Here is a 13,447-nt window from a genome sequence, read left to right as displayed (position 1 = left end):
GAACGGTCTTTGAATAGAACGAGAGCAATGTCAGGACATACTGGAGGAAGCAATATGTCTTCATACGAAAAAGAATATTTATGGGCGAAGAATGAACCGGAGAGTTTTTGGCGCGCTCAAGCGGAGAATATCGATTGGTTCGAATCTCCTAAAACCATCTTGAAATCTGATGAGAACGGCATCGAACGTTGGTTCCCAGATGGAGTAATGAATACGTGCTGGTTAGCATTGGATTACCATTGCGAGCAAGGACGGGGTGATAATACGGCACTCATTTATGACTCGCCAGTAACCGGCAATAAAACCACGTATACCTATAGTAACCTGCGTGACCAAGTGGCAAAAATTGCCGGCATGCTGTCTGCCCAAGGCGTTGAAAAAGGCGACCGAGTCGTTATTTACATGCCGATGATTCCAGAAGCCGCAATGGCGATGCTAGCCTGCGCGCGTTTGGGGGCGATTCACTCCGTTGTATTTGGTGGTTTTGCACCTAATGAGCTTGCTGTACGAATTGAAGATGCAGAGCCGAAAGTCATCATGACGGCGTCGTGTGGGATTGAGATCAACAAAGTTATTCCATATAAGCCAATGGTAGACAAGGCCATTATGGACAGCCGATGGAAGCCTGAAAAAGTATTTATATTCCAGCGTCCTGAGTGCGAAGCCGATCTAAACCAAGAAAGAGATCTGGATTGGCAGCAAGAGTACAACCAAGCGTTGCCACACGGTTGTGTTCCGGTGTTAGCAACCGATCCACTCTACATTCTTTATACGTCGGGTACGACAGGTAAGCCAAAAGGCGTTGTGCGTGACAACGGTGGCCATGCCGTCGCGATGAAGTACTCCATGAGCGCAATCTACAACATTCCTCAAGATGGCGTATTTTGGGCGGCATCTGATGTTGGCTGGGTAGTAGGGCACTCTTACATTGTTTACGCTCCACTGATTCACGGTTGCACAACAATCCTATTCGAAGGTAAGCCCGTCCGAACACCGGACCCTGGCGCATTCTGGCGAGTGTGTGACGAATACAAAGTAGATGCGTTGTTCTCTGCCCCGACAGCGTTCCGTGCGATCAAGAAAGAAGACCCAGAAGGTGAGTTTTTAAAACAGTATGATCTCTCTAAATTGAAAACCATCTTTATGGCAGGAGAACGCCTTGACCCTCCAACACTGGAATGGGTTCAGAGCAAAGCAGACAAACCCGTTATTGACCACTGGTGGCAAACGGAAACGGGTTGGGCTATCGCGGGCAACCCAACAGGTGTTGAAATGATGCCAGTTAAAGCGGGTTCTTCGACGAAGCCAATTCCGGGTTATCAGGTCGAGATTCTGAATGAACTTGGAGAGTCGGTCGGGCCTAACCAACAAGGTTTTGTCGCATTAAAACGTCCGTTGCCACCGAGTTGTCTGCCAACGGTTTGGCGTAACCATGACCGTTTTGAAACCGGTTACCTCAGCCAATTCCCTGGCTACTATGTGTCAGGTGATGGTGGCTATTTGGATGAAGACGGTTACCTGTTCATTATGGGACGTATTGATGACGTGATTAATGTCGCGGGGCATCGTTTATCGACAGGCGAAATGGAAGAAATTGTCGGTGGTCATCCGGCGATTGCGGAATGTGCAGTGGTGGGTATTCACGATGATCTGAAAGGGCAACTCCCACTTGGCTTTGTGGTACTGAAAGACGGCGTAAAAGTGGACGAGCTTGATCTTGAAGGTGAGCTTGTTGGCAAGGTACGTAGTGAGATCGGTGCGGTTGCCTGCTTTAAGCATGCATTGGTTGTGGATCGCTTACCGAAAACACGTTCGGGTAAAATTCTGCGCCGAACCATACGTCAAATAGCCGATGGTGAAAAATACACCGTTCCGTCAACGATTGATGACCCAAGTAGCTTGAACGAAATTGAACGAGTGTTAAGACGCTAATTAAAACTCAATTCTAACTAACCCCTGATCCTCGAACTCTGTAGGTTGGTTCTGCCTCTGTACGTTTATTAAGTGCAGGGGCTTTTTTGCTTGTAGATCGCGTAAACGTCTCGTGCAGGCAATTTTGTGACTTGCCAATACAGCATTTTCCTCACAAACTACAGCCATTCAATTTTTAGTGACCCTTTGTATGACCACGTTTGTAATTAAATCTGCGTGTTTTAGCGACCTTGAGTCGCTCAACGACCTTATGTTTGAGCTGCATGATGAGCATCATCTTCAATCTCCTGAGCTGTTCAAAACTGCAGAGGAGATAGAGCAAGAAAAAAGTATTGCTCGATACATTGATGATCCTGAATGTCTTGTTTATGTAGCAAAACAAGGAGATGAAATTATTGGTTTTATCTCTGGTCATTTCTGTGAACTTGTTTCTACCGTCAGTCAGCCGGTTATGATGGGAAGTGTGGATGAGCTCTATGTGTTACCTGAGTTTCGGAAACAAGGCACGGCTCAGGCATTGATTAACAAAATTGAGTCAACGTTCTCTGATTACGGTGCAAAACAGATGTTTGTTGAAGTATGGCACTTTAACCAGGGTGCAATCTCTTTGTATGAAAAACAAGGGTTTGCACACCATATTCACTATCTAAGAAAGCCGTTGAGCTAATGGCCATGCTTAACTTTAATATTGTGATACACATTCTAGCGAATTGAAATCATTCAGTTCGTCAATAGACTTTTCTCTATAAGTTGCTCGCAATGTTAGTAAATTAATATGCGCCCACATTGGTATTGGCGTTTTTGTCTGCTTGTTTATTAGTAGCACGAGGATCGTGCTTACAAAAACAAGAGGACAATATTTTGAAACTAACAAAATCGTTACTTGCGTTGGCTGTTTTGCCAATGTTCGCAAGTGCTGATGATTTGTCACAGACACAAAATCACACTATACAACCCCAGATCGTAGGCGGCATCACTGCTGATCCTAGTGAGTGGAGATTCTACACCCAAATTGTTAGCCGTTATGGTAACCGATCATATTGTGGTGCCAGTTATATTGGGAATGGCTACGTCCTGACTGCGGCACACTGTGTCGAGGGTGATTCACCGAATCAGATTGCGGTTAAAATTGGTGGCGTCGTTTACAATGGCACTGACGGTGTTCGAGCTAACGTGAGTGAAATCCACATGCACCCGGCATATCGCCGAGCAACGCTTTCTCACGATCTCGCAGTATTAAAGTTGGACTCTGTACCTCAAGGTGTTGCTGCGGTTGAAATTGCCGATGGCAGTCTAACGCAATACGCCAGCATCGGAGATTGGCTTACAGTCGCAGGTTTAGGGAGAACCTCTGAAGGAGGAAGCTCTCCATCTCGATTGCAAGAAGTTGACGTTCCGCTCGTGTCGGACACTACTTGTCGTCAAGCCGGTGGTAATTACACAACCGTTGGAGAGGTGTCTTTCTGCGCGGGAATTCCTCAAGGTGGGATAGATTCCTGTCAGGGAGATAGCGGTGGCCCAATCGTTATTAATCGTGGTGGCGTAATTACTCAACTTGGTGTGGTCAGTTGGGGGATAGGTTGTGCTCGTCCGGGTATGTATGGTGTTTATAGCGATATCGCCGCCATGCGCAATTTTGTTAATGGTGTCATTGGCACGACTACACCTCCGAAAGAGAATGTTTCTGTTGGGTATACCACCGAACAGACATTGGCATCATTTAATGTTGGCGAGTTGCAGCAACATAGTTTTGTTATCAAAAATTCAGGTAACACGACGTTCACTGTAGAAAACGTTCGCGCGTTTGCTTCTGGCGTTGCTGATGCTGCCGTTATTGCAAATGATCAGTGTTCTCAGGCGACGTTAGCAATGAATGCAAGCTGTCGTGTCGATGTCGAATTTGGAGCAGCTCAGACGGGAGAAGCAAGAGTTGCTTTGAACTTCAACGTTGATAAGACCAGTACACAATATCAGGCGCTAGTGTCGGCTCAAGCGAAAACAGTGACAACGCCTCCAACAGATAACTGCGCAGCAGAATGGCAAGCGAGTACGGTGTATCTCAAAGGGGATAACGTTACTTGGAATGGCAAAGTGTGGCAGGCGCAGTGGTGGACTCAAGGCGATAACCCAGCAGACTCTGGACCTTGGGGTGTTTGGCAAGAAGTTCGCGACGCACATTGCAAGTCTAACTAACCATCAAGCATTCAAAAGCTGATTCGTTGGTGACTTGAGGTAGAATTCATTCTTGGTTTCAACGAGCAGCGCATAGTTATCATAAGCAGGGTTTATTGTTTTCGAATAATAAGCCCTTTTTTATTGTTCCAACTTTGAGAACCCATAAAATGTGTATGACTTTATCCTGACGCTACCTTCATATAACTGGCAGAATTGCGATCAACATTTCATGTTTTGTCTGATTTTTGTCAGGTTTGCATTAAATTACTCTCCAATGAGCTTCAAGATCATGCTTTATTCGATCAACGTTGTTTGGCATAACTCGTTACTTAATTTTTATCGAAAAAGATAAGATTAACTGCCATTATTCATTGGTTATCATAATGTTTACTTAAGGTCATATTTTGTGTTGAGACAGCTGTTATTACTCATCCTTTGTTTTATTTTGTTACCTGTTTCACCAATCTCTACGGCTAAAGCTGCCGCGAGCGAAGTAAAAGGGGCGCTCTGCGTTGTTCGTGCTGACGACAAGTTAGTGCTAGTTCATGAAATATTGACGGATAAGATTTCTCTACCTGGTGGGACAATTATTGATGGAGAATCCCCCAAAGTTGCTGCGCAAAGAGAAACGTGGGAAGAAACGGGTTTAGTGGTCACGGTTGGGGAGGAACTTGGCAGAACAGACACCGCGGTTTATTACGATTGCATATCAGATTCTGAGGTTATTGCTTTTTCGATGAACAATTCCTTAGGTGGGAATGAGTTACCTATTTGGTTTGCTCCTCACTACGGAGTAGAAATCGCATCTGCAATGTTACTTGGACCATCCGAGCTGCCATCATTTTTGTACCGCTATCCCGCTCAATGGCCACAAGCCATTCAGTTTTTTTGAACAAGCTACTCAGCAGTCCGCATCTTATGTGACTCAGCTGATCGAATCCGCGCCTTCATTTCGTCAGATTGAATTGAGGTGGATGAAAGACTTACAAAGCTGGGTAGGGGCTTTATCAGAAACGAGTTTCGAGGTAGCGAATCAGATCTCAAATCTTGTTATAGAACTGACAGAACCTACGATACTGCTTTTTCTATTTCCGTTAGTAATGATGCGGTTTGGCAGTCGATTTGTATTCCGACTCTTTTTCGCTATTAGCGCGACGTCCCTGATGGTACTTGTAGCTCAACAGGGCTTTGCGCTTCCTCGCCCGCATGTCTATATACCAATGATGGAGTTAACACACAGCTTTGGATTTAGTTTTCCAAGTTTGCCTATTGCCGTTTGGTTTTGTGTTTTAACCTTTTTATTTCAGAGAACACATTATTTCGGTTTGAATGGTACGACCGCTGTTATGATGCTCATCACGCTTACTATTATGTTATGTAAGTTTTTCCTTGGTAGCGCCTTTTTCTTAGATATGTTGTTTGGTGCGCTGTTAGGAAGCTTGGTGGCCTGGCATGTTCTGCGATTGGAAACAAATCAAGACGTGAATGTTGATCAAGTGCTGAGCTCAAAAGGCGTCTGGTTCATTATGACTGCGGTAACGGCGGTCATCTCTGTTATCTGGCCATTACCTGTGTTTGGTCGTTGGTTGGCTATTTTAATTACGGCATCAGCATTGGTTATGACGTTTAGAGAGTCAAAAGTGCATTTGGATTCTCGTCAGATGATTTTTGTAACGCTTGCGTTGGTATTCGTTGAGCAACTTTATTTGTACTCAAGCTCTGTTGTCTCGTTTAGTGGTTTGTGGTCATTGGTATTGTCGACGTTGCATTATCCATTGTTGATGTTGCTGTTTATCTTGCTTGCAAGAAAGCTGATTCATGAAAAACAACAGAGAGAAACAGTGCTAGATTGATGGTTGTATGTTTTCTTTCTCAGGCATACGAGTAAAAAGAAAGCCTTGCTTTACAGCAAGGCTTTTTTGTATGTTGAGTAGCTCAACAATGTGGCTTTGCGTATATCTGACGCCATGGCTGAGTTAAAGGTAATAACGTTGATGCCATTGCGGCGGAGAGAATTAAGCGTTAAGGACGAATTTTTCAATCGCTTTAGCTACACCGTGTTCATCATTACTTGCCGTAATGTAATCAGCGATTTGTTTGGTCTCTTCCATTGCATTTGCCATCGCGATGCCAAGGCCAGCGTACTTCAGCATGTGGTGGTCATTTTCAGCATCACCCATACAGATCACTTCTTCCGGTTGAATACCTAGATACTCAGCAATTGCAGCAACACCAATACCTTTGTTGCTCGCTGGGTTAAGAAATTCCAGGAAGAACGGGGCGCTTTGAACCACCGTAAACTCTTCACGCATTTCAGACGGAAGCGCAGCGATGACCTCAGTTAACTTACTTGGCTCGGCAACCATCATTGCTTTGATGATTGGATGATCATCTTCTAGCGATTCAAAATTAATCTCTGTTACATTTAAGCCATTAATGTTGGCTTCGATGTCAGTGTATGGGTTTTTCTCATTGGTGATCAAGCCATGTACTTGGCTGAATGCGTGCACATAAGCGCCTAATTCTTTCGCTTTACGAGCGACTAATTTAGCTGCCTTACCATCAATGATTTGCTGGTGGATGATTTCATTTGTTCCTACGTTCTTAACCATAGAGCCATTGTAGAAAAGGACAAAATCTTTATCGGAATGGATATTCAGTTCGTCGAGCTTGCCTTGCATTCCTTCTAATGGGCGACCAGAAGCGAGAACGACAGTAACGCCTGCTTCTCGAGCCTTTGCGATCGCTTGTTTGTTTTCTTCAGAGATTGCTTTATCACTATTGAGCAGTGTGCCATCCATATCTAATGCGATCAGTTTATACATCATTTCTTACCTTAAAGTTTTTGGGAACTGTAAGTGAATAAGGTTTGGTATAACGCGAACCAGAAACCTACGCTCACCGCGACTATGAAACTACAAAATGGTCTATTTTAACAATTAATTTTTGGTTTAAATTGACCTAGACACGTGTGTCCATTAAGGTCTTCGCCTCGAAGTATTATGAGTTGAGTGAGTTCTACGTTGTATAAGCTAAATGAGATGTTTGAAACCATCCAAGGGGAAGGGGTTTTCACTGGAGTACCTGCTGTTTTTGTTCGCCTTCAAGAGTGTCCGGTTGGTTGCTCATGGTGCGATACCAAACAAACGTGGTATGCAGATGAGAATGACCAACGTCAAATTGGTGATATTTTGGTGAAGACGGAAGATTCTCCGACATGGTGCGTCGCATCTGCCGAGAACATCGTAGAGCAATATCAACTGCAAGGCTTTAATGCTAAACATATCGTGATTACTGGTGGGGAGCCTTGTATTTATGATCTACGCCCTTTAACAGAGGCGTTTGAGGATATGGGTTGCCAATGCCAAATCGAAACCAGTGGCACATCAGAAGTCATCACGTCAGAAAATACATGGGTGACCGTGTCACCAAAAGTGGCGATGAAGGGTAAACTGCCAGTTCTCAATAGCGCGTTAGAGCGTGCGAATGAGATTAAGCACCCTGTTGGTACACAAAAAGACATCGACCATCTTGATGAGCTATTGGCAAATGCGAATGTCGCGGTTGAGACTGTCATTGCATTGCAGCCTATTAGCCAAAAGCCTCGTGCAACGCAATTGTGTATTGAAACGTGCATTGCTCGCAATTGGCGCTTGTCTGTTCAAACTCATAAATATCTAAGTATTGCTTAAGAGCGGAGAGAGAAATGAAAAAAGCCGTTGTTGTTTTTAGTGGTGGTCAGGATTCCACGACTTGTCTGGTTCAAGCACTTAAAGAGTTTGATGAAGTTCATGCCATTACTTTTGATTATGGTCAGCGCCACAAGTTAGAGATAGAAGTGGCACAAAAGATCGCAAAGGATCTTGGCGTCAAAGCGCATAAAGTGATGGATGTTGGCCTTTTAAACGAACTTGCGATTAGCTCTCTCACGCGTGATGACATCCCTGTCTCACACGAATTGCAAGAAAACGGCCTACCAAACTCTTTTGTTCCTGGCCGTAACATTCTATTTTTAACGCTCGCAGGAATCTACGCCTACCAAATTGGGGCTGAAACCGTAATTACTGGCGTGTGTGAAACTGACTTTAGCGGTTATCCAGATTGTCGTGACGATTTTGTGAAAGCAATGAACACGGCTTTGGTGAAAGGGATGGACCGTAACCTGACGATCAAAACACCGTTAATGTGGCTAAATAAAGCAGAAACGTGGGCGTTAGCTGATCAATATGACGCGTTGCAACTGGTTCGTGAAAATACGTTGACCTGCTACAACGGGGTCATTGGTGATGGTTGCGGTGATTGCCCATCGTGCGATTTGCGCAAAGCTGGCTTAGATGATTACCTAAACAATAAAGAGACCGTAATGCAGTCTCTTGTGAACAAGCAGGCTGCTGACGTTTAGTCGTGCCTTGCTTTACTGGCTAACATAGTCAGAACTTAGGCTAATTGGCTCATTGTATGCGTCTATAATGATGTTTTTTCCCTGCTTTTTAGCCTGGTATAAAGCTTGGTCTAGTATCGAATAAAGTTCATCAAAGTTGGTAAGCGGCATTGATGTTGAGAGATAGGCCAAGCTAGCAGTTACACTCAAATCACTATTATTTACCGTGCGTACGCACTTCTCTGAAATCGTTTTGTGTAGGCTTTGCACCCGGAAAGGAACGTCAATTTCATCGACGTTTTTCAATAATAAGATAAACTCTTCTCCACCCAAACGGCCGATATACTCTCCCTTATTGAGCTTAGCTTTAAGCACTTGGCAAACTTGCTGTAACACCAAGTCGCCAGTCGGATGACCGTATTGATCATTTATCGTCTTAAAGTCATCAAGGTCGATTAATGCTAAAACATAGCGGAAGTCTTCGTCCGCTTTGGAGGTTTGACCTTTGATGGTCTCTATAATTGCCGCTCTATTCAACGCACATGTTAGACTATCTATTTTGGCTTTTTGTCGTGTTTGTCGCTGAAGTATCAATGCCAGAATGAGCAAGACCAACAAACAGGAAACCACAAAATTATAAGTGCGCTTTTGATCGGTAAGCTTCTCAAATTGATGCTGATTTAAGCTTTTTTCATTATTCAACCGAGCGACTTGAAGATCATATTCGTACTCTTTCTTTGTGAGGTCTAATGCCTCTAATGCTTTAATATTGCTAGCGTCTCGGTTGGCCAATTCAATGGTTGAATAGGCTTCGTGGTGCTCTAATGCCAGTTTATAATCACCTTGGGCTTGGTATGCTTCGGAAAGGAGTAATTGAGCTTGTGCCTGTAATAATGGTCTAGAGTTATTGATCGCTAGTGTTAACGCGACTTTGCCATGTGCAATCGATTTTTCAGTAGCATGGTTTTTCAAATACGCGAACCCAGCAGCTAAATGCCCTTCCGTTTCGAGGTGCGTATTTTCATACGTTTCAGCAATGTCTAAAGCTTTTCTAATGTAATCTACTGCGGTATCCAGTTGCCCACTTTCGGCTAAAACCGCAGACAGCCCTAAGTAGCTTAACCCTTGACCATATGGGTAGTGGAGCTGGTTGAGTATTGTTAATGCATTTTGATAATGATTGATGGCTTTATCGAATTCTTTGGATTTCTTATACATTGCCCCAAGGCTATGTTCGACTTGGGCGACTTTGAGTGGTGTCCCTTCATCTTGACGAGCGAGTAGGGCTTGGATGAGATATTGTTCTGATTGTTCAAACTGCCCAAGCTCTGCAAGCAAATTTCCGACGTCATTGTAAATGCCAGAAGGATCGCTTTGAGCAGACATGTTGGCCAGCAGCTTTCGATAAAGGCTCAGCGCTTTTTCATAGTCACCACGATAGTTATAGTTATTCGCTACCACACGTAACGCGAGATCAATAGGGAAGTTTTCTTGGTGTTGTTGACTTAGATGGCTTTCTAACGACGAGCAATAAAAGTTTGCTTTGTGATAACGACCTTGTTGATTCAACGTATAACAGAGCTGATAGTTCATCAAAGCTTTGCCTTCAGAATCTGAAGTCTGCTTCATTTTTTGTCGCAATGAAGAAAAGCTATTTACTGAGGCGTCATAACTACCATGCTTACGTTCATTTAAGGCAAGAATGTACTCTGACTCTAACTGAGCAAAGTTATTGTTGAGAACTTGGCTGCTTCCATAGTACGGCTGCTTTATGTTCGACATGTATTCATAAATCAGCCCGCTGACGTAGAGTTTTTCGCTGTGCGATTTCGCGGTGTGGTATCGATCTTGAAGCATGCTTAATGCTGAGTCAGGATTACTTCTCAATGTGGTTTGATAAACGGCGTGCCACTGCGTGATATTTTGTTCTTGCTCAATATCTTGAGTGTCACTAGCATATACCGGGGCGAGTAAGAGTGACGCAAGCAAAGGATAGAGCGTGCGCATATTTAAACGTGCCTTATGTTCTTTTGTTGCTTTGGAATTAGAGAATCATAACGCTATTAATTGATCAGCGTTGTGATTGAGTTGGGTGTACGAAGAAAAAGAATAGGAAAACTATGCACTTGGTCGACATATCAAAAAAAGAGCATAAAAAGAAAGACCCCAACATAAAGTTGAGGTCTAGAAGTCGTTATGCAATGTAAAGCTTAGCTAGATCTTGAGGCTCCATTTCTTTGCCTTCTAGCTGATCGTTCCAGTTAGTACCAACAAGAACACCATCTTCTGCAAGAGTTAAAAGCCAATCTTCAACAAAGATATCTAGTGGGATTTCTAGTACAGTGAAGTCAGCCCATTCTTCAACATTGTGCGCTTCTGCATCTTCTTTAGAAGACCAGAAAGGCATGACTTCACTGTTTTCGAATTCAGTTGAATCGCAAGATAGCCAACCTTCTTCATTGCGTAAACCCCAAACCAGTTGGTTTTCTTTTGTTTCTGCAACAAAAAGGTCAAGGTTTGCTTGGATATCTGATGTAAGTTTGCTCATTTCAAAACTCTCGTTGTTATGACGCCGCTAGGGTAACACTAAAGTGCCGATTCCTAAAGCATAATACGGTTATTGCAATGAGTAAAAATAAAGGAGCCGAAGCTCCTTTTCTTATGTCATTCTAGGTTTATTAATGCTTGTTTGAACAAACATTAATACAGATATTTTTACCTTTCAGGGAGGGTAGTGAATATTGTCCACTCTTTTTTAATCTCGCCTTTATAACCAACGACAGAAGCAGTTACTCGGCGGTTTAAAGCGTGGCTGACTTCATCGGTACCTTGTTGCGCTAGGTGAGTATCTCCAAAGCCAACAATACGAACTCTGCTCGGTTCGATGTTGTAGCTTAATAGCGCCTCACGGACATTGCGTGCTCGTCTCTCTGATAGATCTTGGTTGTGTTGAGAGCCACCAACTTTACTCGCGTAGCCGTGCAGTTCGATCGACGTAGTAGGGTATTCTTTTAAAAAATCGGACAGTTCACGTACTTGTCTTCTGAATACGGGATTGATTTCATCAGAATCATTGGCAAAAAGTATTCTCACTTGCATGTTATCTGATGCTTTAATGTATTCGCCGCAACCGTCATTGTCGACTTCTGAGCCTTCCGGTGTTCCAGGGCACATATCTCGAGCGTTGATGACGCCATCGTTATCTTCATCTTGAAGGTCAGCGATTTGCTCTGCACTTGGTACAGGTCGATAGTCATACTCGTCTTCAGCAACAACCTGTTGAGTAACGGCGAGAAGGCTTAATGCAAATAGAATTTTCATTGGTTTCATGATTAGTACTCCACCTTTTCATTCCATTCCGTAGGCACATCGACTCGCAAGGCATTTAACAATTGGCCGGTCGCATTCATTACACGGTATTTCGCGTATTGCTCTGAATATCGAGCATCCAAGTAGTTTTTTCTCGCTTCAAATAACTCGTTTTCAGTATTTAACAAATCCAAAAGGGTTCGTTTACCGATGCGATACTGTTTCTCGTAGGCGATAACAGTTTCAGATGCCGAATCTACGTGATCCGCTAGAAACTCTTTTTGCTGAAGCGTTAAATCTAACGCGCTCCATGATAGACGAAGTCCTTCTTCAACGCTGCGGTATGCGCGTTCTCGTAAATCTTTGGCTTTGTTTAGTTGATAGGCAAAGTTTTCAGCATTGGCGACATCACTACCACCATTAAAGAGGTTGTAACGCATACGCAGCATCGCTGTCGTTTCATCACTGCTTCCTTCGATACCGCTTGCATCATCACGCCACGTTTGAGCCGCTTCTACAGATATCGTTGGATAGTAAGTTCCCTTAGATTGCTTATATTGGAACTTAGCTGAGTCTACATCTGCCATCGAAATTTTGATTACTGGATGCGATTCAAATGCCAAGTCAATTGCTTCATCTATGGTGTAGGGAATAAAGTTCTGGTCCGCTCGCGGAAAAATCAATCCTTGTGGGGACTGTCCGACAAGGCGTGTAAACGTGGTGTGGCTGTCATATAAGTTGTTCTGAGCCGCCACCAAGTTACCGTGAGCTTTTGCTAAACGAGCTTCTACTTGAGTTAGGTCAGCAGTAGACCCAAGTCCTGAGTTAACTCGCTTTTTAATATCTTCGTAGATCTTCTTATGAACCTTCAAGTTGTTTTCTGAAAGTGTAAGAATTTCATAAGCTTTTACTGAATCTAAGTAAACCTTTGCCACTTCGAGTGCCGTGTCTTGAGCATCAGCGAGCAGTTGATAACGAACTGATTCTGCGTCAGCTGCTGTTCGATCCATATCGTTAAGTGTCGCAGAACCGTCCCATATCAACTGGGTTAGTGTCACGGTCGCTTCTTTTCTTGTCAGATCCGTTGAGTCTCGCCCTGCTTCTGCTGGGTTAATGCCTTCATAACCGATACCGGCGTCTAAATCTACGGATGGGAGGTAAGCACCGCCAGATGCTTCATTCACATACTGCTTGCTAACGAATTCATTGAACGCACTTTTGATGTCAGGATTGGTTTTTAATGTGTTTTCAACCGCTTGCTCTAGTGTTTGCCCAAAAGCATGACTAGCTGCGAACACACCAATGCAAAAGGCGTTGGCACGAGTCCACTTCACTGTGATTCTCCTAGATAATAATAAAGTTTCTCGAGGTGAGAGGGCTTATAAGTGGGATACCTATAAGGGCGTCAATAATTTAGCGCACAATAACATTAATACACGATGAAGTAACCTGTTGATTCATTGTTCATTTGTTTCATTCTTGATAAATCAATTCATTTGGTGGGTCTAAATTTTGAATAAGGATCCCGATTTTAAAGTGAAATTGATGTTTAACAAGAGTTGAGTGGCTTTTATTAAAACAAGACAAATATGCGCATAGATTCCTATTGATGTATGACACATAATTACTTAATTGAGCATCAAATTGCTG

Annotated in this window: 10 protein-coding genes and 1 pseudogene; 6 read left to right on the top strand and 5 right to left on the bottom strand. The window is 43.5% G+C overall.

The window, feature by feature from the left end; genetic code table 11:
* Nucleotides 1-54: 54 nt before the first annotated feature.
* The 4 genes and pseudogenes from FKN16_RS18655 (at nt 55) to FKN16_RS18640 (ending at nt 5,960) form a co-directional block, all read left to right on the top strand.
* Nucleotides 55-1,932 carry a propionyl-CoA synthetase gene (locus tag FKN16_RS18655; protein ID WP_170903342.1) on the top strand — a complete coding sequence of 626 codons (1,878 nt, stop codon included), beginning with the start codon at nt 55-57 and terminating at the stop codon, nt 1,930-1,932.
* A 190-nt stretch (nt 1,933-2,122) separates the two neighbouring features.
* Nucleotides 2,123-2,599 (top strand): GNAT family N-acetyltransferase, encoded by a 477-nt coding sequence (locus tag FKN16_RS18650; RefSeq protein ID WP_046874942.1) that lies wholly within the window; start codon nt 2,123-2,125, stop codon nt 2,597-2,599.
* A gap of 194 nt (nt 2,600-2,793) precedes the next feature.
* On the top strand, nt 2,794-4,125 hold the full coding sequence (locus FKN16_RS18645; RefSeq protein ID WP_170903341.1) for a trypsin-like serine protease: 1,332 nt from the start codon (nt 2,794-2,796) through the stop codon (nt 4,123-4,125).
* 388 nt (nt 4,126-4,513) lie between these two features.
* Nucleotides 4,514-5,960 (top strand): annotated as a pseudogene (locus FKN16_RS18640) (bifunctional NUDIX hydrolase/phosphatase PAP2 family protein).
* Between the two features lie 162 nt (nt 5,961-6,122).
* On the opposite strand, the gene FKN16_RS18635 reads toward FKN16_RS18640, so the two are convergent.
* Nucleotides 6,123-6,932, bottom strand: a complete 810-nt coding sequence (locus tag FKN16_RS18635) for a Cof-type HAD-IIB family hydrolase (protein ID WP_046874945.1) — start codon at nt 6,930-6,932, stop codon at nt 6,123-6,125.
* A gap of 216 nt (nt 6,933-7,148) precedes the next feature.
* Here FKN16_RS18635 and queE point away from each other — a divergent pair, with 216 nt between their 5' ends.
* Both queE and queC read left to right on the top strand, forming a co-directional pair.
* On the top strand, nt 7,149-7,799 hold the full coding sequence (queE, locus tag FKN16_RS18630) for a 7-carboxy-7-deazaguanine synthase QueE (RefSeq protein WP_031780442.1): 651 nt from the start codon (nt 7,149-7,151) through the stop codon (nt 7,797-7,799).
* Nucleotides 7,800-7,813: 14 nt separating this feature from the next.
* Nucleotides 7,814-8,509, top strand: a complete 696-nt coding sequence (queC, locus tag FKN16_RS18625; RefSeq protein ID WP_048626429.1) for a 7-cyano-7-deazaguanine synthase QueC — start codon at nt 7,814-7,816, stop codon at nt 8,507-8,509.
* Between the two features lie 12 nt (nt 8,510-8,521).
* Here queC and FKN16_RS18620 read toward each other — a convergent pair whose 3' ends face one another.
* From FKN16_RS18620 to FKN16_RS18605, 4 genes are all read right to left on the bottom strand, one after another.
* Complete coding sequence (locus tag FKN16_RS18620) at nt 8,522-10,495, bottom strand: diguanylate cyclase (RefSeq protein WP_170903340.1); 1,974 nt, start codon at nt 10,493-10,495, stop codon at nt 8,522-8,524.
* A gap of 187 nt (nt 10,496-10,682) precedes the next feature.
* The gene (locus FKN16_RS18615) at nt 10,683-11,036 is read right to left on the bottom strand and encodes a DUF2750 domain-containing protein (protein ID WP_005395049.1); all 354 of its coding nucleotides are present in this window, start codon (nt 11,034-11,036) and stop codon (nt 10,683-10,685) included.
* Between the two features lie 167 nt (nt 11,037-11,203).
* The gene (locus FKN16_RS18610) at nt 11,204-11,818 is read right to left on the bottom strand and encodes an OmpA family protein (RefSeq protein WP_046874949.1); all 615 of its coding nucleotides are present in this window, start codon (nt 11,816-11,818) and stop codon (nt 11,204-11,206) included.
* Nucleotides 11,819-11,820: 2 nt separating this feature from the next.
* The gene (locus FKN16_RS18605; RefSeq protein WP_005395046.1) at nt 11,821-13,131 is read right to left on the bottom strand and encodes a TolC family outer membrane protein; all 1,311 of its coding nucleotides are present in this window, start codon (nt 13,129-13,131) and stop codon (nt 11,821-11,823) included.
* Between the last annotated feature and the right edge of the window lie 316 nt (nt 13,132-13,447).

Origin of the sequence: Vibrio sp. 11-4(1), assembly GCF_013048625.1 — a bacterium.
GTDB classification, from domain to species: domain Bacteria; phylum Pseudomonadota; class Gammaproteobacteria; order Enterobacterales; family Vibrionaceae; genus Vibrio; species Vibrio diabolicus.
Note: the sequence above shows the minus strand (reverse complement) of the source record. Positions and strands in the feature narration are given on the sequence as shown.

Excerpts from the sequence above, each read along its gene's own strand:
- FKN16_RS18655 (WP_170903342.1), top strand. The coding sequence starts at position 55 with ATGTCTTCATACGAAAAAGAATATTTATGGGCGAAGAATGAACCGGAG.
- FKN16_RS18650 (WP_046874942.1), top strand. The coding sequence starts at position 2,123 with ATGACCACGTTTGTAATTAAATCTGCGTGTTTTAGCGACCTTGAGTCG.
- FKN16_RS18635 (WP_046874945.1), bottom strand. The coding sequence starts at position 6,932 with ATGTATAAACTGATCGCATTAGATATGGATGGCACACTGCTCAATAGT.
- queE (WP_031780442.1), top strand. The coding sequence starts at position 7,149 with ATGTTTGAAACCATCCAAGGGGAAGGGGTTTTCACTGGAGTACCTGCT.
- queC (WP_048626429.1), top strand. The coding sequence starts at position 7,814 with ATGAAAAAAGCCGTTGTTGTTTTTAGTGGTGGTCAGGATTCCACGACT.
- FKN16_RS18620 (WP_170903340.1), bottom strand. The coding sequence starts at position 10,495 with ATGCGCACGCTCTATCCTTTGCTTGCGTCACTCTTACTCGCCCCGGTA.
- FKN16_RS18615 (WP_005395049.1), bottom strand. The coding sequence starts at position 11,036 with ATGAGCAAACTTACATCAGATATCCAAGCAAACCTTGACCTTTTTGTT.
- FKN16_RS18610 (WP_046874949.1), bottom strand. The coding sequence starts at position 11,818 with ATGAAACCAATGAAAATTCTATTTGCATTAAGCCTTCTCGCCGTTACT.